The following is a 21,110-nucleotide window of genomic DNA, read 5'->3' on the forward strand; positions in this document are numbered from 1 at the left end:
CTTGGGTGTCCGGCCGGACCGCAACTTCTAGATCTCGCCCCGCAGTTTGGCGAGCGCCTCGGCGAGAATCGCCTCGCCGTCCGCGTCGCTGCGCCGCTCGCGTACATACGCGAGGTGCGTCTTGTACGGCTCGGTGCGCGGCGGGTCCGGCGGGTTGTCCCGGTCCTGGCCGGCCGGGAACCCGCAGCGCGGGCAGTCCCAGCTATCCGGGACCTGTGCGTCACTGGCGAAGCTCGGCTGCGTCTCGTGCCCGTTGGAGCACCAGAAGGAGATGCGGAGGCGTGGCGCGGACTCGCCTCGCTCAGCCTCGCCCATCGGCCCCGCTCCGACCCGGCTTCCCCGGATCGCGTTGCCACTTGCCACGGTCGTAACTCCCTGCGTGATGGTGCTGCACAGCGTCTCACAGCGGCTGCGCCGCGAGTGCCCCAGTCTACGTAAGGCCCAACGCTCGTCCAGTGATTGGAGTTACACCCGACCCCGGGACGCGGAAGGCGTCGGTCAGCTGTCCAGCTTCATCAGCAGACCAAGTACGACAATGCACGCAAACCACAGCAGACCGATAACCACGGTGATGCGGTCGAGGTTGCGCTCGGCGACCGAGGAACCACCGACGGAGGACTGCATACCGCCACCGAACATGTCGGAGAGACCGCCGCCCTTCCCCTTGTGCATCAGCACCAGCAGCATCATCAGCAGGCTGAAGACGATCAGGGCAATCGAGAACCCGACAATCACGGCTGGACCAACTTCCTCGGACTGAATGGACGACGGGGGCCGAGCGGCATTTCCATGATGCCTACCCGGCCCCCGCAAGGGTACGACGGATCCGCGCTACCGCATACTTACTGGTCGCGGAACCGGACGATCTTGACGAACTCTTCGGCGTCCAGCGCCGCGCCGCCCACCAGAGCACCGTCCACATCGGGCTGCGCCATGATCGCGGCGACGTTCCCGGACTTCACCGAGCCGCCGTACTGGATCCGGACCTTGTCGGCCAGCTCCTGGGAGTACAGCTCGGCGAGACGCCCGCGGATCGCCCCGCAGACCTCCTGCGCGTCCTCGGGTGTCGCGACCTCGCCGGTACCGATGGCCCACACCGGCTCGTACGCGATCACGATGGACTCGGCCTGCTCGGCCGGGATGTCCTTCAGTCCGCCGTCGAGCTGCGCCAGCGTGTACTGGACCTGGTTGCCCGCCTTGCGGATGTCCAGGCCCTCGCCGACGCAGAGGATCGGGGTCAGGCCATGCCGGTAGGCCGCCTTCACCTTGGCGTTGCAGAGCTCGTCCGTCTCGGCGTGGTACTGCCGGCGCTCGGAGTGGCCGACCACGACATAGGTGCACTTCAGCTTGGACAGCATGGAGCCCGAGATCTCACCGGTGTACGCACCGGCGTCGTGCGCCGAGAGGTCCTGGGCGCCGTACTTGATCTTGAGCTTGTCGCCGTCGACCAGGGTCTGTACGGACCGCAGGTCGGTGAAGGGCGGCAGAACGGCGACCTCGACGGCGTCGTAGTCCTTGTCCGACAGGGCGAAGGCGAGCTTCTGGACGTGCGCGATGGCCTCGAGGTGGTTGAGGTTCATCTTCCAGTTGCCCGCCATGATCGGGAAACGGTCCTGAGCAATGTCAGTCATAAGGGGGTCAGTCCTCCAGTGCGGCGAGGCCGGGGAGCGTCTTGCCCTCGAGGTACTCGAGGCTGGCGCCACCGCCGGTGGAAATGTGGCCGAATGCGTTCTCGTCGAAGCCGAGCGTGCGCACGGCCGCGGCCGAGTCACCTCCGCCGACGACAGTGAAGCCCTTGCTGCCGAGCAGCGCCTCGGCAACGGCCTTGGTGCCCTGAGCGTAGTCAGGGTGCTCGAAGACGCCGACCGGGCCGTTCCAGAAGACGGTCTGGGCGTCGGCGATCTTCGACGCGAAGAGCTCGCGCGACTTCGGGCCGATGTCCAGGCCCTCCTTATCGGCGGGGATCTTGTCCGCGTCGACAACGATGTAGTCGGCCGGGGCCTTGGTCTTCAGGTCCGGGAACTCGCCCGAGGCCAGGACGTCGACCGGCAGCACCAGCTCGACGCCGTTCTTCTCGGCGCGTTCCATGTACTCGGTGACGGTCGGGATCTGGTCCTCCTGGAGGAGGGAGATGCCGACCTCGTAGCCCTTGGCCTTGAGGAAGGTGTAGGCCATGCCTCCGCCGATGAGGATGCGGTCGGCCCTGCCGAGCAGCGCGTCGATGACACCGAGCTTGTCGGAGACCTTGGCGCCGCCGAGGATCACGACATAGGGGCGCTCGACCTCTTCGGTGAGCTTCTTGAGGACACGGACCTCGGTGGCGATGAGGTAGCCGGCGGCGTGCGGCAGGCGGGCCGGGAGGTCGTACACCGAGGCGTGCTTTCGGTGGACGGCTCCGAAGCCGTCGCCGACGTACACATCCGCGAGCTCGGCGAGCCGGTCCGCGAAGGCGCCTCGCTCGGCGTCGTCCTTACTGGTCTCACCGGCGTTGAAGCGGAGGTTCTCGATGACGGCGACCTGGCCGTCGGCGAGGCCCGCGACGACGGCCTTGGCCGAAGCGCCGACGGTGTCGGTCGCGAACGCGGCCTCGGTGCCGAGCAGCTCACCGAGACGCTTCGCGGCCGGGGCGAGCGAGAAGGCCGGGTCCGGGGCACCCTTGGGGCGGCCCAGGTGGGAGGCGACGATGACGCGCGCGCCCGCCTCGGCGAGCTTGGCGACAGTCGGCACAACGGCTCGGATGCGGCCGTCGTCGGTGATGGTGGTGCCGTCGAGCGGCACATTGAGGTCGGCGCGGACGAATACCCGCTTGCCGGCGACCCCGTCGGCGAGAAGTTCGTCGATCGTCTTCATGAATAGGGCTCCTCAGGCTGGACGTGCGACAGGGCTCGGACTGCGCTGCGCTGCGCTGCCCGAGCCCTGTCGCTCACATCTTGCTGCTCGCGTTGCTTATTAGAGCTGACCGCCGACGAAGACCGTGAGGTCGACCAGACGGTTGGAGTAGCCCCACTCATTGTCGTACCAGCCGATGACCTTGACGCTCTTGCCCTGGACCATGGTCAGGGAGGAGTCGAAGGTGCAGGAGGCCGGCCAGTTGACGATGTCCGAGGAGACGATCGCGTCCTCGGTGTAGTCCAGGATGCCCTTGAGCTGGCCCTCGGCGGCCTTCTGGAACGCGCTGTTGACCTCGTCCTTGGTGACCTCACGCTCGAGCTCGATGACCAGGTCGGTCACGGAGCCGGTGGGGACCGGGACGCGCATCGCGATGCCGTCGAGCTTGCCCGCCAGCTCCGGGATCACCAGCGCGGTGGCCTTGGCGGCACCGGTGGTGGTCGGAATGATGTTCTCGGCGGCGGCGCGGGCGCGGCGCAGGTCCGAGTGCGGGAAGTCCAGGATGCGCTGGTCGTTCGTGTACGCGTGGACCGTGGTCATCATGCCCTTGACGATGCCGAAGTTCTCGAGGAGAACCTTGGCCATCGGCGCCACACAGTTGGTGGTGCAGGAGGCGTTGGAGATGACGTGGTGGTTGGCCGCGTCGTACTTGTCCTGATTGACGCCCATCACGATGGTGATGTCCTCGTCCTTGGCCGGAGCCGAGATGAGGACCTTCTTGGCGCCGCCGGCGATGTGCTTCGCGGCGTCGGCCTTCTTCGTGAAGATACCGGTGGACTCGATCACGATGTCGACGCCCAGCTCGCCCCACGGAATGTCGGCGGGGTTGCGCTCGGACAGCACCTTGATGGTGCGGCCGTCGACGGTGATGGTGTCCTCGGTGTGCGACACGTCGGCCTTGAGGCGGCCCAGGATGGTGTCGTACTTCAGCAGGTGGGCGGTGGTCGCGGTGTCACCAAGGTCGTTGACAGCCACGATCTCGATGTCAGCACCCTGCTCCAGCAGCGCGCGGAAGTAGTTACGACCGATGCGGCCAAAGCCGTTGATGCCTACGCGGATCGTCACGAACCGATCTCCTCGTTGGTACGCCGGTTTTCGACGCCGGCGAGTTGTATGGGATGTCCCCGACCGCTTACGACCCTACCTCTCTGACGACCCCGGAGTGACATCGAGAGGTCCGCGCGCGGCCCGGCGAACTCCTACCCACCAGTAGGGGCAGGAGCCGCCGGGACCTCGCCGGGACCAGGGCGATCAGTGGTGTCCGGCCCCGCTCCCGGCTGCGCAGGCGTCAGCGTCGGAGGGCGCTCAGCGCCTTTCCGATGAGCTGCTTGCGGTCGGCCGCTCCGGGCACATGCTCCAGGCCGAAGCCCAGCAGCACGGTGTCCCGGGTGGTGACGGCCGCCTGCGACTGGAAGAGCGCCTGGGAGCGTGCCCAGTCGCCCGCGTTCCCGGGGCTGCCGGCCGGCGGTCCGGGGACGCTCCACGGGCCGAGGACGGTCTCGAAGCCCTCGGAACCCTGCGGGGTACCTGAGACAACGAGCCTGGTGTCATCGACGAAGGCGCCGATTCCGCCGGTGCCCGGGTCCGAGACGTACGAGATGGAGAGCTCGACCTGCTTGCCCGCGTAGGCGCTGAGGTCGACGGAGACCGGCTGCCAGCCGTTGGAGGAGCCGGTGAAGCGGTTCCAGGCGCCGCTGGTGCCCGTCGCCGTGCAGCCGCTGTTGGCGACGGTCAGGTAGCGGGCGAGGAAGGGGTGACCCGCCACGTAGTAGCCCTCCTCGCACTGGACGGGCACCTGGTTGGTGGTGCCGCCGTTGGCGTCCGGCAGGGTTGTCCAGTCGTCCTGGCCGACTGTGTGCGCCTCCACGATGACGTTGTCGAAGCCGCGCTCGGTGTCGTAGCTGAGCTGGAACTGCAGACTCGGCTTGGCTCCCGCCGCCGTGCCGGACAGGTCCACGGTCCGTGCCAGCCGCATGTAAGCGTTGTCCTGGTGCTTCGCCGCCGCGAACCAGGAGCCTTCGGCCGGCTCGAACGGGGTGCGGATGCCCGGGTAGCCTCCCGCGGACGCGCTCTTGAACTTCGGGAACAGCTCGGGCTTCAGAGTGTCCGAGGTGACGGTGTACGCCCCGGCCAGGTCGAGCGGGTTGCCCGGCGCGTCGGCGAGAGAGGCCTTCGCACCCGCGAGCCTCCCGGCGCCCGCGAAGGACGGCGGGGACTTGAGCCCGATCCGGTTGTAGGCGCCGAGGTAGTACTGGGAGAAGTCGTTGGACTCGGCGCCACCGAGGTCGATGCTCCCGCCGGCCTGCTCACCGGCGTTGATCAGCTTGCCGCCCTCGTTGAGGAAGTCCCGTACGGCCCCGGTGGTCGCCGCGGAGGGCTGATTGGTGCCGGTGTACCAGACGACCGTCTTGAAGTGGCCGAGCACACCGAGGGCGTTCGGAGCGCCCTGTGTGGCGACGTCCCAGACCGCGGCCCCGTGGCGGTTGTCGGCGAGGGCCTTGGTGTACGCGGCGGTGTGCTGCGCCGCGGCGGTACCGCCCTCCTCCGCGATCACCAGCGTGTCGCCGCGCGGCCGTTCGGCGATCGTGTACGTGAAGTGCTCGCTGGCGGTGGGCTTTCCGGCCCTGGTCTCGCCGGTGAACCAGACCTCGACCTTGTCCCCGACGTCGCCGTCCCGAACCTTGGCCCGGTACTCGTCGAAGCGGATGTTGTCGTCGCCGCCGTAGGTCTCGCCGCCCTTCCAGGTCCTGAGTGCCTGGTCGTGCGTACGGCCGCCGTTGACGCGGTACCTGAGCTCCTTGTCGCGTACCGACTTGCGGGCGACGACGGACACTTCCTGGTCACCGCCGCGCGCATAGGAGGTGGTGAAGGTGTCGGGTGTGAAGTCCGCGGCCGTCAGACCGACCGAGGAGGACGGCTGGTCGGGGTGGGCGGCGGTCTCGGCGACGGAGAGCGCGAACGGGATGTTCTTGGCGAACTCCTGCTGGATCAGCTTCTCGTCGTCCGGGAAAGTGAAGACCGAGGCGCAGTCGGCCGGGTTCCAGGGGTCGTTGGGGTCGATGCGCGAGGCGGTTCCGCAGGTCGACATCTCCGGGGTGTACATCATCATCCCGTTGACGTTGGCAGCGTGTCCGTCGGCCTCGCCGTTGGTGGTGTAGAGCTCGGACGAGACCTGCGGGTGGTAGCCGGGAACCGCGGACTTCTCAGGCGTACCGGCAAGGGATGTGTAGAGGACGTCGTCCGGCGTCGGGGTCGCGACCTGCCAGCCGACTCCGTACAGCAGCAGCTGGGCCGCGGAGTGGTAGTTGATGCCGTACTCGAAACCGATGCGCCGCTCGAAGGCGTCGAGGGCCTTGGTCTCGGGCTCGGAGGCCGGACCGGTGCCGCGGAAGGTCTCGTCGGCCGGGTCGGGGGACGAACCCTCGTTGTCGTAGCCCCACTTGTAGGCGAAGTTGCGGTTGAGGTCCACCCCGTCGCCGGGGGCGATCTTGCCGTCGCCGTTGTTGTCGCGCAGGTTCTTGCGCCACTGACGCTCGTCGGTGCCGGTGAAGGTGTAGTCGTAGCCGTCGGGATTGGCGGAGAGGACGAACCACAGCTCGGTGGAGTCCACGATCTTGGTGATCCGCGGGTCCTTGCCGTAGTTGGCGAGGTAGTAGTGCATCAGCCGCCGGGTCATCTCGGGGGTGATCCACTCGCGGGCGTGCTGATTGGAGAGGTACAGCGTGGAGGGCTTGGAGCCGTCCCTGTACTTCTTGGCACCCTTGCTGATCTTGAGAGCGAGGATGTCCTGGCCCTTGAGGGTCTTGCCGATGCTGACGACCTTGGTCAGGTCCGGGTTGGCCTGCCCGGTGGCGAGGATCTCGCGCTGCAGGCCGTTGTCGCCGCTGTACGGGCGGAAGACGCCGTCGCCCGCGGCCGCCACGCGCCTCTCGGACTTGGCCGGGATCGTGTGCTCGGTGATGTCGACGCCCTGCCCGCGCAGTTCGCCGGCCTGTTTCCTGGTGAGGAACAGCTCGACGGTGGCGGTGCCCTTGCCGGGCACCTGCTCGGTCAGTTCATGACCGTCGGTGCCTGCCGCGAGGATCAGCGGGACCTGGGCCCGACTGACTTTCGCATGCCATACGGAGAGTCCGTCGCCGCCCTCGCCCCCCTGTTGGGCGTGGGCGATCGGTGCCGCCGCCAGTCCGGCTGCCAGCAGTGAAGCCGCTGCGAGGATCGATCTCGCTCTGCGTCTCATTAGCCCCCCTTGCTGTTGTGTGCCACGAAAGTGGCCGGACGCCAGGCTCATATCACCTCATGATCATGTCAAGAGTGCCGTGTGCGGACATAACACCGCTGCCGGCGCCGCGAGGGCGCCGACAGCTTGGGTGAAATATGGAGGGGCGGACACATTCAGCCGACGAGGCCGTCCGCCATCTCCTCGGTGAGATTGGATTCAGTACCCGGAACGCCGAGGTCCTGGGCCCGCTTGTCGGCCATCGCCAGCAGCCGGCGGATCCGGCCCGCGACCGCGTCCTTGGTCAGCGGCGGGTCGGCGAGCGCCCCCAGCTCCTCGAGCGAGGCCTGCTTGTGCTCCATCCGCAGCCGGCCGGCAGCGGCGAGATGCTCGGGCACCTCCTCGCCGAGGATCTCCAGCGCGCGCTGCACCCGGGCACCGGCGGCGACCGCGGCGCGCGCCGAGCGGCGCAGGTTGGCGTCGTCGAAGTTGGCGAGGCGGTTGGCGGTGGCGCGCACCTCGCGCCGCATCCGCCGCTCCTCCCAGGCGAGTACGGACTCGTGCGCCCCGAGACGGGTCAGCAGCGCGCCGATCGCGTCCCCGTCACGTACGACGACACGGTCCACGCCACGTACCTCACGTGCCTTGGCGGCGATGGAGAGCCGACGGGCCGCGCCGACCAGGGCGAGGGCGGCCTCCGGACCGGGGCAGGTGACCTCGAGCGACGAGGAGCGGCCCGGCTCTGTGAGCGAACCGTGCGCCAGGAACGCGCCGCGCCAGGCGGCCTCCGCATCACAGGTGGCGCCGGAGACGACCTGCGGCGGCAGTCCTCGGATCGGGCGGCCGCGGCCGTCCACCAGACCGGTCTGACGCGCGAGCTGGTCACCGCCTGCCACCACCCGTACGACGTAACGGGAGCCTCGGCGCAGTCCACCCGGCGCCATCACCATCAGCTCGGAGCTGTGGCCGAAGATCTCCAGGATGTCCCGCTTCAACCGTCGTGCCGCGATCCCTGTGTCCAGCTCCGCCTCGATCACGATGCGCCCGCTGACCAGGTGCAGTCCGCCCGCGAACCGAAGAATCGCCGAGACCTCTGCCTTTCTGCAGCAGGTCCGGGTGACGGGAAGCCGGGAGATTTCGTCCTTCACCGCTGCCGTCATCGCCATGGGCCGATCCTTCCATGCATCCGAAAAATACGGTCGTACGCGGCGGCCAACAGCTCCGGGTCGTGCTTCGGAACGCCGTCGGGCGAGGCCACCGGCGCCAGCTCGACCGCGGCGCCGAACCGCTTGGCGGCATCGGCGAGGGACTCGCGGTCGGGCACGGCGGCCTCGTCGGCCAGCACCACGTCCAGGGCGAGTTTAGGCGCGTGTCGTCCCAAAACCTCCAAATGACGCTGCGGTGAGAAGCCATCTGTTTCACCGGGCTGCGGCGCGAGGTTGAGCGCGAGGACCCGGCGGGCTTTCGTCTCGATCAGCGCGTCCAGCAGCTCGGGCACCAGAAGATGCGGTATCACGGAGGAGAACCAGGAGCCGGGGCCGAGAACCACCCAGTCGGCGTCCAGGACGGCGGCAACGGCCTCGGGGACAGCGGGCGGGTCGTGCGGGACGAGGTGCACCGACTGCACCTCACCGGGTGTGAGGGCGACGGTCGCCTGGCCGCGCACCGTGTCCACATCGTCGGGGCGCGCCGGGTCGTGGCCCCGTACCAGCGCCTGCAGCTCCAGTGGCACGGCCGACATCGGCAGCACCCGGCCGTGCGCACCCAGCAGCTTGCCGACCAGGTCAAGGGCGAGGACATGGTCGCCGAGCTGCTCCCACAGGGCCACTATCAGCAGATTGCCGACCGCGTGTTCATGCAGTTCGCCCTGGGACTGGAAGCGGTGCTGGATCACCCGGGCCCAGGTCTGGCCCCAGTCGTCGTCGCCGCACAGCGCCGCCAGGGCCTTGCGCAGGTCACCGGGCGGCAGCACGCCGAGCTCGTCGCGGAGCCGGCCGCTCGAGCCGCCGTCGTCGGCGACGGTGACGACCGCGGTGAGGTCGCCGGTGATACGGCGCAGCGCGGTGAGCGACGCGGACAGGCCCATGCCGCCGCCGAGCGCGACGACCTTGGGCTGCGCGCCGCGTTTCCGGCCCGACGGTGCGTGTGTGGACCTGCGCAGCCGCCGCAGACGGAGATTGCGTCCGGTCACTCGCGCCCCATGTCCCGGTGGACGACGACGGTCTCGATCCCGGCGGAGGAGAGCCGGGCGGCCAGCTTCTCGGACGTGGCGACGGAGCGGTGCTTGCCGCCGGTACAGCCGACGGCGATGGTGACGTACCGCTTGCCCTCGCGCCGGTAGCCCGCGGCGATCAGCTGGAGCAACTCGGTGTAGTGGTCCAGGAACTCCTTGGCGCCGGGCTGGTTGAAGACGTAGTTCGAGACCTCTTCGTTGAGGCCGGTGAAGGGACGCAGCTCCGGGACCCAGTGCGGGTTCGGCAGGAAGCGCATGTCGACGACGAGATCCGCGTCGACCGGCAGTCCGTACTTGAATCCGAACGACATCACCGTGGCACGCAGCTCCGGCTCCTCGTCGCCCGCGAACTGGGCGTCCATCTTGGCGCGCAGCTCATGGACGTTGAGGCTGGAGGTGTCGATCACCAGATCGGCATCGCCGCGCAGCTCACGCAGGAGATCGCGCTCGGCGGCGATGCCGTCGACGATCCTGCCGTCGCCCTGGAGGGGGTGCGGCCTGCGGACCGACTCGAAACGGCGGACCAGGGCGTCCTCGGACGACTCGAGGAAGACAATGCGCCGGGTGACCTGCTTGGAGTCGAGGTCGGCGAGGGATTGCCGGAGGTTGTCGAAGAACCGCCGGCCGCGTACGTCGACGACGACGGCGATCCGGGCGACATTGCCCTGCGAGCGGGCACCGAGCTCCACCATGGTGGGGATCAACGCCGGCGGCAGATTGTCGACGACGAACCAGCCGAGATCCTCGAGACACTTCGCGGCCGTGCTGCGCCCGGCGCCCGACATTCCGGAGATGATCACCAGCTCGGGGATGGCCGCGTCAGCGGCTCCGCCGGGCTCGGTCGTGGTGCCCGTACTCACGTCTGCTGCTCCGTCTCCATCGTGCTCAGTCATGTCGTGCTCCCCCGTCGCTCTCTTCAATGATCTCTCCTGTTGCCGTATTCACGGCAGGCGCGGCAGGAGCCGCCTCGGCGAGGGCCACAGCGACGGCCTCCGCCGTCTTCCGGCCCATGCCGGGTACCCCGCAGATCTGCTCGATTGTCGCCTGCTTCAGCCGCTTCACCGAGCCGAAATGCTTGATCAGAGCCTGCTTGCGGGTGTCGCCGAGACCGGGTACCGCGTCCAGCGGGCTTGTCCTGATGCGCTTGGTCCGCTTGCTCCGCTGGTAGCGGATGGCAAAGTCGTGAGCCGTGTCACGGACGCGCTGAAGGAGATACAGACCCTCGCTCGAACGTGGCAGGACCACGGGGTCGTCGTCGTGCGGCAGCCAGACCTCTTCGAGACGCTTGGCGAGGCCGCAGACGGCGACATCGTCGATGCCGAGCTCGTCGAGGGCGCGCTTGGCGGCGGCCACCTGCGGCTGTCCGCCGTCGACGACGACGAGCTGGGGCGGGTACGCGAAGCGCTTGGGCTTTCCGTCGTCATCGGGGGTGTCGTCACCGATCCACTCCCCCGTCCTGTCCTTCTCGGCCAGATAGCGCTTGAAGCGGCGGGTGACCACCTCGTGCATGGACCGGACGTCGTCCTGCCCCTCGAAGCCCTTGATCTGGAAGCGGCGGTACTCGCTCTTGCGGGCCAGGCCGTCCTCGAAGACCACCATGGACGCCACGACGTCCTCGCCCTGCAGATGCGAGATGTCGAAGCACTCGATCCGCAGCGGCGCCGAGTCGAGGCCGAGTGCCCCGGCGATCTCCTCCAGTGCGCGCGAGCGGGTGGTGAGATCGCTGGCGCGCTTGGTCTTGTGCAGGCCGAGCGCCTGTACGGCGTTGCGCTGGACCGTCGTCATCAGGTCCTTCTTGTCGCCGCGCTGCGGAATGCGGAGCGAGACGTGCGAGCCGCGGCGGTCGCTCAGCCACTGGGTGACGGCGTCGGTGTCCTCGGGGAGGGCGGGGACGAGGACCTCCTTGGGGACGGCCTCGCCGCGCTCCTCGCCGTACAACTGCTGCAGGGCGTGTTCGACCAGGCCGGCGGTGTCGACGGCCTCGACCTTGTCGGTGACCCAGCCGCGCTGGCCGCGGACGCGTCCGCCGCGGACGTGGAAGATCTGCACGGCGGCTTCGAGCTCGTCCTCGGCGACGGCGATCAGATCGGCGTCGGTGGCGTCGGCCAGCACGACGGCGTTCTTCTCCAGGGCCCGCTTGAGGGCCCCTATGTCGTCGCGCAGCCGGGCGGCCTTCTCGTACTCCATCTCGTCGGCGGCCGCCATCATCTGCTTCTCCAGGCGGTGGATGTACGTGCCGGTGCGGCCGGCCATGAAGTCACAGAACTCCTCGGCCAGTTCGCGGTGTTCCTCGGGGGTGACCCGGCCCACACAGGGCGCCGAGCACTTCCCGATATAGCCGAGCAGGCAGGGCCGGCCCTTCTGGGCGTGGTTCTTGAAGACCCCGGCGGAGCAGGTGCGTACGGGAAAGACGCGGAGCATCAGGTCGACGGTCTCGCGGATCGCCCAGGCATGTCCGTACGGACCGAAGTAGCGCACACCCTTCTTCTTGGCGCCGCGCATGACCTGGACCCGTGGAAAATCCTCATTGAGGGTGACCGCGAGATACGGATAGCTCTTGTCGTCCCGGTACTTGACGTTGAACCGGGGGTCGAACTCCTTGATCCAGGAGTACTCCAGCTGCAGCGCCTCGACCTCGGTGGAGACGACGGTCCACTCGACGGAGGCGGCCGTGGTGACCATGGTGCGGGTGCGCGGGTGCAGATTCGCCAGGTCCTGAAAGTAATTGGCCAGGCGCTGGCGCAGGCTTTTGGCCTTCCCGACGTAGATCACCCGGCGGTGCTCGTCGCGGAATTTGTAGACCCCCGGGGAGTCGGGGATCTGTCCCGGCTTGGGGCGGTAGCTGGAGGGGTCTGCCATGTTGACCACCCTACTGGCGGGGTGTGACGGAGCGGTCATGTCCGGGCGCCCGGCACCGTGGGGGTAGCGCCGGGCGCCCGGGGCTTTCAAGGCCGGCGGCGCAGCCGGAGGGCCGTGGCACCGCGCAGGGAGGGCAACGAGGGCGCCCGTTCCGGCGGCGGCGGAGGCAAAGAGCGCGTCCGGACGCTGCGGATGAGCATCAGTCCTTGTCGAGGCCAGGTCAACACGCTTCAATGCGGAGTGACACGGCGCTGTGAATGCTGCGGCCGGGATGTGAAAACCTCCGTCCCGCTCCACCTGGACGCCTGTCACCGCCCACCCTCAGCGGTTAGCCACCCCCGTGAACATTCACGCGATCCCTGAAACCCCTGTGATCCCTGAGATCCCTGAAATCCGCTGGAGAAACCATGGGGCACACCGAGGCCGATCTGGCACAGGTGCTGCACACCGGCCCGTTCCATCTGGCTCTGCGCGCCGCCCTCGCGGTCCGTGGACTGCCGCTCCAGCGGGTCCAGCACCATCTCGCCCACCGCGGGATCAAGGTCGGCGTGACCAGCCTCAGTTACTGGCAGCAGGGTGCGCGCCGCCCGCAACGCCCCGAGTCGCTGCGTGCCGTACGCGCCTTGGAGGAGGTGCTCGAGCTGCCCGGGAATTCACTGGTAAGGCTGCTCGGTGCCGGCGAGGGCAGCGCGCGCGGCGATGTCGAGCGCCCGGCCGCGCGCTCGTACCGCTCACTGCTGGAGGCCTCCGGCGCGGTCGAGCAGCTGCTGGCGGACCTGGAGCAGCCGACGGACGGCGGGCTGCACACGGTGGGGCACCACGAGCGGGTACGGATCGGGGCGGGGCGCGAACTGGTCGGACGCGACTCGCAGCACGTCGTACGCGCCCACCGCGACGGCATCGACCGCTATCTGGCCATCCATCACGGCGACCCGGGCTGTGACCCGGCCCGGGTGGAGGTGAGCGCGCTGGAGAACTGCCGCACCGGGCGGGTGCGGTGGCACCGGGAGACCGGGGTGCTCGTCGCGGAGCTGCTGTTCGACGCCCGGCTGCGCGCCGGTGAGACGTACTTCTTCGGTTACGGCTTCGAGGACGGGACCGGCGGGCCGAGCCGTGAGTATGTGCGGGGCTTCAGCTTCGCGGGCGGGCAGTACGTATTGCAGGTGCGCTTCGACGAGGGGGCGCTGCCGGTGCGGTGCCGCAGATTCGCGCAGGCCACGACGGGTACGCCGCGGGGTGCCCGGACGGATCTGACGCTGAGCGGACGGCACCGTACGGTCCACACCGTCGAGCAGGGCGTACGGCCCGGGATCCTCGGGATCGACTGGGACTGGGACTGAGCCGGCGGCCTGTCGACGGCTTACGCGTCGGGGGCCGCGACGAGTTTGCCGTCCGTCACCCTGACCGGGACCTCGGGGAGCGGCACGGTCGCCGGGCCCTGGACCGCCTTGCCGGTCGTGACGTCGAAGCGGCTGCCGTGGCAGGGGCAGTTGCCCTCGGTGCCCTCGAGCTTGTCGAGGACGCAGCCCGCGTGGGTGCACTGTGCGCTGAAAGCCTTGTACTGGCCCTTGGCAGGGCAGCTGACGACCAGGCGCTGCTCACGGTAGAGCTTGGCGCCGCCGACCGGGACGGCGTCGGCCGCGCCGAGGTCGACGGGCGCGGTCGGCGTGGGGTTCTCGGCGTGACCGAGCTTCGACTCGGTGGAGCAGGCGGCGACCCCCAGCCCGGCGGCCCCGGCGAGGGCGGCGCCTTTCAGCACGGTGCGGCGGGCGGTGGGCTGGCCGGACATGAAGTCTCCACTGATCAGGGCATCGGTCGGACGGCGGCGTCGCGGACGGGGTGTCGGTGACAGACCCGACGATACCGGCGGAGATCGGTGGCCCTTCGTGCGGGCCACCTGTCACGTCCTGGGGCCATGGGTTACGTTCTGGGCCGTGATTGTCGTCGCCGGAGAGTCCTTGATCGACCTGGTCCCGCAGGGGGGCGGCGAGGCGTTGCCGGTGCTGCTGCCGCGGCTCGGCGGCGGTCCGTACAACATGGCCGTCGCCCTGGGACGGCTCGGCGCACCGGTCACCTTCTGCTCGCGTGTCTCGACGGACGGGTTCGGCGAGGCGCTGCTGGCCGGATTGCATTCGGCGGGGGTCGGGACGTCGCTGGTACAGCGTGGCCCCGAGCCGACGACCCTCGCGGTCGCGGCCATCGGCACGGACGGCTCCGCCGGGTACGGCTTCTATGTGCAGGGCACTGCGGACCGGCTCTTCGAGCTGCCGGGGCCGTTGCCGGATTCGGTACGGGCCCTGGCGCTCGGGACCTGCTCGCTGGTGCTGGAGCCGGGCGCTACCGCGTACGAGGCGCTGCTGCGGCGGGAGGCGGGGCGCGGGGTCTTCACCTTGCTCGACCCGAACATCAGGGCCGGCCTGATCCCGGACGCGGACGCCTATCGGGCACGGTTCGCCGGCTGGCTGCCGTATGTGTCGCTGCTGAAGCTCTCCGAGGATGATGCGGAGTGGCTCGGCGGTGTACCCGAGGGGCCTGCGGTGGTGGTACTGACGCGGGGCGCGGCGGGACTGACGGTACGGACGCGGGGCGGACTGGAGGTCTCGGTTCCGGCCACGCCGGTGTCGGTCGCCGACACGATCGGCGCGGGCGACACGGTGAACGCGGCGCTGCTGCACAGCCTCGCGGGCCGAAACGCCCTGTCGGCGGACGCCTCGGCGGCGCTGGACGCGGACGGCTGGCGTGAGGTGCTGTGGTTCGCGTCCCGGGCGGCGGCGATCACGTGCTCCCGCACGGGTGCGGAGCCGCCGTACGCCTCGGAGCTGGAAGGCTGACGGCTGCGGGCGGAGCCGGGGCTGTCCGGCAGCCGGTTCGTCATCGAGCGCCGGACGGGCTGGGAACTCCTGCCCGCCCGGCGCTCGGGGACACGACGGTGACCGCGTCAGGCCTTGCGGGCCCGGCTGGTGCGCGCCGTGGCCGTCTTCTTCGCCGGGGCCGCCTTCGCGGCGACCGTCTTCTTCACCGCTGCGGCCTTCTTCACCGGCGTCTTCTTCACCGGCGCCTTCTTCGTGGCGCTGCGCGGCGCGGGCACCACCGCGTCGCTGATCCGCTCGGCGTCCAGGATGTCCCGCAGGAACTTGCCGGTGTGGCTGGTCGGGACTCCCGCGACCTGTTCCGGACTGCCTTCGGCGATGACCAGGCCGCCGCCATTGCCACCTTCCGGGCCCATGTCGATGACCCAGTCGGCAGTCTTGATGACATCCATGTTGTGCTCGATGACGATGACCGTGTTGCCCTTGTCGACCAGCCCGGACAGCACGTGGATCAGCTTGCTGATGTCCTCGAAGTGCAGACCGGTCGTCGGCTCGTCCAGGACGTAGACCGTACTGCCGGTGGAGCGCTTCTGGAGCTCCGAGGCCAGCTTCACCCGCTGTGCCTCACCGCCGGAGAGCGTCGGCGCGGACTGGCCGAGCCGGACATAGCCGAGGCCCACCTCGTTGAGCGTCCGCAGATGGCGGGAGATCGTCGGGACGGCCTCGAAGAAGTGCAGCGCCTCCTCGATCGGCATGTCCAGCACCTCGGCGATGGACTTGCCCTTGTAGTGGACCTCCAGGGTCTCCCGGTTGTAGCGCGCTCCGTGGCAGACCTCGCACGGGACATACACATCCGGCAGGAAGTTCATCTCGATCTTGATGGTGCCGTCGCCGGAGCAGTTCTCGCAGCGGCCGCCCTTGACGTTGAAGGAGAACCGGCCGGGGAGGTAGCCCCGGACCTTGGCCTCCATCGTCTCCGCGAAGAGCCTGCGGACATGGTCGAAGACGCCGGTGTACGTCGCCGGGTTGGACCGGGGCGTACGGCCGATGGGCGACTGGTCGACGTGCACCACCTTGTCGACGAGGTCGTCGCCGTCGACGCGGGTGTGGCGTCCCGGTACCGACTTTGCGCCGTTCAGCTCGCGGGCAAGGTGGGTGTAGAGGATGTCGTTGACCAGCGTCGACTTGCCGGATCCTGAGACGCCGGTAACGGCCGTCAGTACCCCGAGCGGGAAGGAGACGTCGATGTCGCGCAGATTGTTCTCACGGGCACCGTGGACGGTGAGCCGGCGTCCCGGGTCAGTTGGCCGGCGGATGTCCGGCGTCGGGATGGCCCGCTTCCCGGACAGATACTGACCGGTGATCGACGCCTTGTTGCCCAGCAGGTCCTTCAAGGAGCCGGAGTGCACGACCTTGCCGCCGTGCTCACCGGCGCCCGGGCCGATGTCGACGACCCAGTCGGCCACCTTGATGGTGTCCTCGTCGTGCTCGACGACGATGAGCGTATTGCCCATGTCGCGCAGCCGGACGAGGGTCTCGATGAGCCGGTGGTTGTCGCGCTGGTGCAGCCCGATGGACGGCTCGTCCAGGACGTAGAGCACGCCGACCAGGCCGGAGCCGATCTGGGTGGCGAGCCGGATGCGCTGTGCCTCGCCGCCGGAGAGGGTGCCGGCCGCGCGGTTCAGCGAGAGATAGTCGAGGCCGACGTCGACCAGGAACTTCAGCCGTTCGTTGACCTCCTTCAGCACCCGCTCGGCGATCTTCTTGTCGCGGGCGTTCAGCTTCAGCGCGCCGAGGAATTCCGCGCACTCACTGATCGACATCGCGGCGATGTCGGCGATGGACTTCTCCATCACTGTGACCGCGAGGACGATCGGCTTCAGCCGGGTGCCATGACAGGTCGGGCAGGGCACCTCGCGCATATAGCCCTCGAAGCGCTCCCTGCTGGAGTCGCTCTCGGCCTCGCTGTGCCGCCGCTTGACGAACTGCACCGCCCCTTCGAAGGCGGGGGTGGTCCAGGCGCGCTCCCGTCCGTACCTGTTCCGGTAGCGGACCTCGAGCTGGGTCTTGTGTCCGTACAGCAGGGCCTTCCTGGCGCGCTGCGGCAGTCCGGACCAGGGCATGTCGGTGGAGAAGCCAAGGGCCTGGGCGAGGCCGCCGATCAGTCGCCCGAAGTACTCCTTGGTGTGGCCGTGCGACCAGGGGTGGATCGCGCCTTCGTCGAGGGACTTCTCCTCGTCCGGGACGATCAGCTCGGGGTCGACCTCCATGCGGGTGCCGATGCCACTGCAGTCGGGGCAGGCGCCGAAGGGCGAGTTGAAGGAGAAGGAGCGGGGCTCCAGCTCCTCGAAGGAGAGGTCGTCGTGCGGGCAGTAGAGGTGCTCGGAGTACATCCGCTCACGCTCGGGGTCGTCCTCGGCGAGGTCGACGAAGTCGAGCACGACCATGCCGCCGGAGAGGCCGAGCGCGGTCTCGACCGAGTCGGTCAGCCGCCGCTTGGCGCTGTCCTTGACAGTGAGGCGGTCGATGACCACCTCGATGGTGTGCTTCTCCTGCTTCTTCAACGTGGGCGGCTCGGAGAGCTGAATGGTCTGCCCGTCGACCCGCGCCCGGCTGTACCCCTTGGTCTGCAGATCGGCGAAGAGGTCGACGAACTCTCCCTTGCGCTCGCGCACCAGCGGCGCGAGCACCTGGAAGCGGCTGCCCTCGGGCAGCTCGAGGACCTTGTCGACGATGGCCTGCGGCGACTGGCGCGCGATGGGCCGGCCGCACTCGGGGCAGTGCGGCTTGCCGATACGGGCGAAGAGCAGCCTGAGGTAGTCGTAGACCTCGGTGATGGTGCCGACCGTCGAGCGCGGGTTGCGCGAGGTCGACTTCTGGTCGATGGAGACGGCCGGAGAGAGGCCCTCGATGAAGTCGACGTCCGGCTTGTCCATCTGTCCGAGGAACTGCCGGGCGTACGAGGAGAGCGACTCGACGTACCGGCGCTGCCCCTCGGCGAAGATCGTGTCGAACGCGAGGGAAGACTTGCCCGACCCCGAGAGCCCGGTGAAAACGATGAGGGAGTCACGCGGGAGGTCGAGCGAGACGTTTTTGAGATTGTGCTCGCGAGCGCCACGAACGATGAGACGGTCGGCCACGCCGGGTCCGCACCTTTCTTGAAGAGGTCGTAGAAGAATCGGGGGCACAGCCCCCGCCCCGGACTGTCCAGGCTAGGGGGACCACGAGATCAATGACAGCCGGACAAACGAACGCCCGACGGTCAAGGATGCCTCCACCGAGCCTATAGCACGTGCATTCGATTTTCGGCGGTGCCAAGACACCTTCACTCGAACGTGTGGCGGGGCTATCGTCTTCCCCATGATCGATCCCGTGCGCGACCTGGTCTCTGTACGCGAAGCGACCGAACGGCTCCTCGCCGCAGCCGCCGGAATGGAAGACGCAGCGTGCGCCGAGCCGTCCCGGCTTCCGGGCTGGAGCCGCGGTCACGTCCTGGCCCATCTCTCGCGTAACGCCGACGCACTCGTGAATATTCTCGAGGGCCGCCCCATGTATGTGAGCGCCGAGGCGCGCGAGGCCGACATCGAGCGGGACGCTCTCCGCCCCCTCGGCGTCCAGCTGGCCGATGTGCGGAACACCACCGCCCGCTTCCAGGCCGCGGGCGCCGTCCCCGCCGACTGGAGCCGCACCGTCGAGCTCCGCAACGGCGTGACGGACGCCGCGGCCCGCGTCCCCTTCCGCCGTCTCATCGAGGTCGAGCTGCACCACGTGGATCTGGGCATCGGCTACGAGCTGGAGGACCTGCCGGAGGAGTTCACCGGGCGGGAGATCGCCTTCCTCGCACAGCGTTTCTCCGGCCGTGCGGACGTCCCGCCGACCCGGATCGTCGCGGACAGCGGTGAGTGGCGGACCGGCGGCGAGGACGGCACCCCGGTCACGGTCTCCGGCGCCGCCCCCTCGCTGCTCGGCTGGCTCGCGGGCCGCCGCGACGGAGCGGACCTGGACACCGCGGGAGCCCTGCTTCCCTCGCTGCCCCCGCTATAGGCTTGGTGCATGACGTACAGCGGAGTGGTGAAGGTCGGCGGCCGGGCCGATGTGCACGAGTTGACCGACCTGATGATCTCCAAGGTCGCGGTCGGCCCGATGGACAACAACTCCTATCTACTGCGCTGCCGGACCACCGGCGAACAGCTGCTCATCGACGCGGCCAACGAGCCGGAGACCCTGCTCCATCTGATCGGTGACGACTCCATCGCGTCCGTCGTCACCACCCACCGGCACGGCGACCACTGGCAGGCACTGGCCGAGGTCGTCGCGGCAACCGGCGCCCGCACTTTCGCCGGCCGCTACGACGCCGAGGGCATTCCCGTCCCGACCGACGTACCGGTCGAGGACGGGGACACAATCCGCGTCGGCCGCGTGGAGCTGACCGCCCGCCATCTGGTGGGCCACACCCCGGGCTCCATCGCCCTGGTCTACGACGACCCGCACGGCCCGCCGCACGTCTTCACCGGCGACTGCCTCTTCCCCGGCGGGGTCGGCAACACCTGGAAGGATCCCGAAGCCTTCGCCAGCCTGATCAACGACGTCGAGACGAAGCTCTTCGACCAACTTCCGGACGAGACATGGGTCTACCCGGGCCACGGCAAGGACACGACGCTCGGCGACGAGCGGCCCCATCTGGCGGAGTGGCGCGAACGCGGCTGGTAGTCCGGCGGATCACGGCAGCGGCGGGCTGTCTTCGGCCATCTCCACCCAGCGGCGGGGCGGCCCGGTGACCGCGCGGCGGTCCGTCTCTCGCAACCCCGCCATGTCGGCGGCGTACGCGAGGGTGTGGGCGTCCCACAGCTCCGTGGGCTTGTCCAACTCCCGGAAGCGGTACAGCCAGCGGGGGGCCGCTGACAGTGCCGCCCGGGCCCGGAATTCGCGCGACTCCACGGGGCACCCCCAGTAGTCTCCGCCCCCATGGAATCGCCTGCGTATCCGCCCAAGCCCCGCCCCGGTGACCGGATTGGCGTGATCTCGCCGTCCAGCGGCCTGCCCGGGCTGCTGCCGACGCCGTACGAACTCGGGCTCCGGCGGCTGGAGAAGGACTTCGGGCTTGTACCGGTCGAGTATCCGGCGACCCGGAAGATGGGGTCCACACCACAGGAACGGGCCGATGACATTCATGCCGCCTTCGCGGACACCTCCATCAGGGCGGTGATGGCGTCCATCGGCGGGGATGACCAGATCACCGTACTGCCGCTGCTGGACCGGGAGTTGATCCGGGCCAATCCGAAGCCCTTCTTCGGCTACAGCGACAACACCAATCTGCTGGCCCGGCTGTGGAACACCGGGATCGTCGGCTACCACGGTGCCAGCGTGATGTGCGAGCTGGGACGGCCGGGAGCGATGGCTCCCCGGACGGCGGAGTCGCTGCGCGCCGCGCTGTTCACCACGGGTCCCTTCGAGCTGCGGCCTGCCGAGCGGTTCCGTGACGTGGACCGCGACTGGGCCGACCCGGCAACGTTCGCGGCGGAGCCGGAAACCCGGCCGGGCGGCGGCTGGAGCTGGTACGGGCCGCAGCGGGTGGTGGAGGGCCGGAGCTGGGGCGGGAATCTGGAGATTCTCTCCTGGCTGCTGATGGCGAATCGTGAGATCCGCGCCGACCTCTCCGCGTACGACGGCTGCGTGTTGTTCCTGGAGACGTCCGAAGAGCTGCCGCCTGCCACGGAGGTGTTCCGGATACTGCGGAACATGGGCGAGCGCGGACTGCTGCGGCGTTTCCCCGCGCTCCTGATGGGACGTCCCAAGACCTGGTCGTTCGAGCAGCCCAACGACCCGTCCTCGGCCGCGCGTTACGCCGGCGAGCAGCGCGAGGCGGTTCAGCGCGCGCTCGCGACGTACGCCCCGAAGACCATGGCGGTCTTCGACGTCGACCTCGGGCACACCGACCCTCAGCTGGTCATCCCCTACGGCGGATCGGTCCGCGTCGACGGTCCGGCTCGCCGGATCACCGTGACGTACTGAGCGCTTTCACGTACAGCGCCGTACTGCGCAGTGGCGGCTGCCCCGGGGCAGCCGCCACTTCAGCGCAAGCAGAGGCCGCCATACGCCCCCC

General features: G+C 69.0%; 18 protein-coding genes. 5 read left to right on the forward strand and 13 right to left on the reverse strand.

Annotated features, from left to right (window positions below):
• Positions 1-27: 27 nt before the first annotated feature.
• The 10 genes from OG966_RS10280 to uvrC form a co-directional block, all read right to left on the reverse strand.
• The gene (locus OG966_RS10280; protein ID WP_078503510.1) at positions 28-363 is read right to left on the reverse strand and encodes an RNA polymerase-binding protein RbpA; all 336 of its coding nucleotides are present in this window, start codon (positions 361-363) and stop codon (positions 28-30) included.
• Positions 364-498: 135 nt separating this feature from the next.
• Positions 499-735: a preprotein translocase subunit SecG gene (gene secG / locus OG966_RS10285; protein WP_326649177.1), complete on the reverse strand. Its 237-nt coding sequence runs from the start codon at positions 733-735 to the stop codon at positions 499-501.
• Positions 736-842: 107 nt separating this feature from the next.
• Positions 843-1,631 (reverse strand): triose-phosphate isomerase, encoded by a 789-nt coding sequence (tpiA, locus tag OG966_RS10290; protein ID WP_326649178.1) that lies wholly within the window; start codon positions 1,629-1,631, stop codon positions 843-845.
• A 7-nt stretch (positions 1,632-1,638) separates the two neighbouring features.
• Positions 1,639-2,850, reverse strand: a complete 1,212-nt coding sequence (locus tag OG966_RS10295; protein WP_326649179.1) for a phosphoglycerate kinase — start codon at positions 2,848-2,850, stop codon at positions 1,639-1,641.
• Between the two features lie 99 nt (positions 2,851-2,949).
• Positions 2,950-3,954 (reverse strand): type I glyceraldehyde-3-phosphate dehydrogenase, encoded by a 1,005-nt coding sequence (gene gap, locus OG966_RS10300; RefSeq protein WP_326649181.1) that lies wholly within the window; start codon positions 3,952-3,954, stop codon positions 2,950-2,952.
• 223 nt (positions 3,955-4,177) lie between these two features.
• Positions 4,178-7,126, reverse strand: coding sequence for a M14 family metallopeptidase (locus OG966_RS10305; RefSeq protein ID WP_326649182.1), 2,949 nt, complete (start codon positions 7,124-7,126; stop codon positions 4,178-4,180).
• Between the two features lie 155 nt (positions 7,127-7,281).
• A complete protein-coding gene (whiA, locus tag OG966_RS10310) occupies positions 7,282-8,271 on the reverse strand; it encodes a DNA-binding protein WhiA (RefSeq protein ID WP_326649184.1) in 990 nt (329 codons plus the stop codon).
• The gene (locus OG966_RS10315; protein ID WP_326649185.1) at positions 8,262-9,296 is read right to left on the reverse strand and encodes a gluconeogenesis factor YvcK family protein; all 1,035 of its coding nucleotides are present in this window, start codon (positions 9,294-9,296) and stop codon (positions 8,262-8,264) included. The genes whiA and OG966_RS10315 overlap by 10 nt, the downstream gene beginning before the upstream one ends.
• The gene (gene rapZ / locus OG966_RS10320) at positions 9,293-10,231 is read right to left on the reverse strand and encodes an RNase adapter RapZ (RefSeq protein ID WP_326649187.1); all 939 of its coding nucleotides are present in this window, start codon (positions 10,229-10,231) and stop codon (positions 9,293-9,295) included. The genes OG966_RS10315 and rapZ overlap by 4 nt, the downstream gene beginning before the upstream one ends.
• Complete coding sequence (gene uvrC / locus OG966_RS10325; protein WP_326649189.1) at positions 10,224-12,197, reverse strand: excinuclease ABC subunit UvrC; 1,974 nt, start codon at positions 12,195-12,197, stop codon at positions 10,224-10,226. Before uvrC ends, rapZ begins: the two co-directional genes overlap by 8 nt.
• Positions 12,198-12,604: 407 nt before the next feature.
• On the opposite strand from uvrC, the gene OG966_RS10330 reads away from it, so the two are divergent.
• Positions 12,605-13,537, forward strand: a complete 933-nt coding sequence (locus tag OG966_RS10330; RefSeq protein ID WP_326649190.1) for a hypothetical protein — start codon at positions 12,605-12,607, stop codon at positions 13,535-13,537.
• 20 nt (positions 13,538-13,557) lie between these two features.
• On the opposite strand, the gene OG966_RS10335 is transcribed toward OG966_RS10330, so the two are convergent.
• Positions 13,558-13,986 (reverse strand): Rieske (2Fe-2S) protein, encoded by a 429-nt coding sequence (locus tag OG966_RS10335; RefSeq protein ID WP_326649191.1) that lies wholly within the window; start codon positions 13,984-13,986, stop codon positions 13,558-13,560.
• 145 nt (positions 13,987-14,131) lie between these two features.
• Between OG966_RS10335 and OG966_RS10340 the strand changes: the two genes are divergently transcribed.
• Positions 14,132-15,028 carry a carbohydrate kinase family protein gene (locus OG966_RS10340; protein WP_326649192.1) on the forward strand — a complete coding sequence of 299 codons (897 nt, stop codon included), beginning with the start codon at positions 14,132-14,134 and terminating at the stop codon, positions 15,026-15,028.
• Between the two features lie 107 nt (positions 15,029-15,135).
• On the opposite strand, the gene uvrA is transcribed toward OG966_RS10340, so the two are convergent.
• Entirely contained in the window at positions 15,136-18,147 is a 3,012-nt protein-coding gene (gene uvrA, locus OG966_RS10345; RefSeq protein WP_326649193.1) for an excinuclease ABC subunit UvrA, read from the reverse strand.
• Between the two features lie 220 nt (positions 18,148-18,367).
• Here uvrA and OG966_RS10350 point away from each other — a divergent pair, with 220 nt between their 5' ends.
• Together OG966_RS10350 and OG966_RS10355 are read left to right on the forward strand one after the other, a co-directional pair.
• A complete protein-coding gene (locus OG966_RS10350; protein ID WP_326649194.1) occupies positions 18,368-19,051 on the forward strand; it encodes a maleylpyruvate isomerase family mycothiol-dependent enzyme in 684 nt (227 codons plus the stop codon).
• A gap of 9 nt (positions 19,052-19,060) precedes the next feature.
• A complete protein-coding gene (locus OG966_RS10355; RefSeq protein ID WP_326649195.1) occupies positions 19,061-19,717 on the forward strand; it encodes an MBL fold metallo-hydrolase in 657 nt (218 codons plus the stop codon).
• Positions 19,718-19,726: 9 nt separating this feature from the next.
• On the opposite strand, the gene OG966_RS10360 is transcribed toward OG966_RS10355, so the two are convergent.
• A complete protein-coding gene (locus OG966_RS10360) occupies positions 19,727-19,945 on the reverse strand; it encodes a hypothetical protein (protein WP_326649196.1) in 219 nt (72 codons plus the stop codon).
• A gap of 27 nt (positions 19,946-19,972) precedes the next feature.
• Here OG966_RS10360 and OG966_RS10365 point away from each other — a divergent pair, with 27 nt between their 5' ends.
• Positions 19,973-21,019: a S66 family peptidase gene (locus OG966_RS10365; RefSeq protein ID WP_326649197.1), complete on the forward strand. Its 1,047-nt coding sequence runs from the start codon at positions 19,973-19,975 to the stop codon at positions 21,017-21,019.
• The last annotated feature ends 91 nt before the right edge of the window (positions 21,020-21,110 follow it).

The organism is Streptomyces sp. NBC_01750 (assembly GCF_035918095.1).
In the GTDB taxonomy this organism is placed as follows: domain Bacteria; phylum Actinomycetota; class Actinomycetes; order Streptomycetales; family Streptomycetaceae; genus Streptomyces.

What these genes read in the sequence shown, in the direction of transcription:
- tpiA (WP_326649178.1), bottom strand. Translation starts at nt 1,631, where the DNA reads ATGACTGACATTGCTCAGGACCGTTTCCCGATCATGGCGGGCAACTGG.
- OG966_RS10295 (WP_326649179.1), bottom strand. Translation starts at nt 2,850, where the DNA reads ATGAAGACGATCGACGAACTTCTCGCCGACGGGGTCGCCGGCAAGCGG.
- OG966_RS10305 (WP_326649182.1), bottom strand. Translation starts at nt 7,126, where the DNA reads ATGAGACGCAGAGCGAGATCGATCCTCGCAGCGGCTTCACTGCTGGCA.
- whiA (WP_326649184.1), bottom strand. Translation starts at nt 8,271, where the DNA reads ATGGCGATGACGGCAGCGGTGAAGGACGAAATCTCCCGGCTTCCCGTC.
- rapZ (WP_326649187.1), bottom strand. Translation starts at nt 10,231, where the DNA reads ATGACTGAGCACGATGGAGACGGAGCAGCAGACGTGAGTACGGGCACC.
- uvrC (WP_326649189.1), bottom strand. Translation starts at nt 12,197, where the DNA reads ATGGCAGACCCCTCCAGCTACCGCCCCAAGCCGGGACAGATCCCCGAC.
- OG966_RS10330 (WP_326649190.1), top strand. Translation starts at nt 12,605, where the DNA reads ATGGGGCACACCGAGGCCGATCTGGCACAGGTGCTGCACACCGGCCCG.
- OG966_RS10335 (WP_326649191.1), bottom strand. Translation starts at nt 13,986, where the DNA reads ATGTCCGGCCAGCCCACCGCCCGCCGCACCGTGCTGAAAGGCGCCGCC.
- OG966_RS10350 (WP_326649194.1), top strand. Translation starts at nt 18,368, where the DNA reads ATGATCGATCCCGTGCGCGACCTGGTCTCTGTACGCGAAGCGACCGAA.
- OG966_RS10355 (WP_326649195.1), top strand. Translation starts at nt 19,061, where the DNA reads ATGACGTACAGCGGAGTGGTGAAGGTCGGCGGCCGGGCCGATGTGCAC.
- OG966_RS10365 (WP_326649197.1), top strand. Translation starts at nt 19,973, where the DNA reads ATGGAATCGCCTGCGTATCCGCCCAAGCCCCGCCCCGGTGACCGGATT.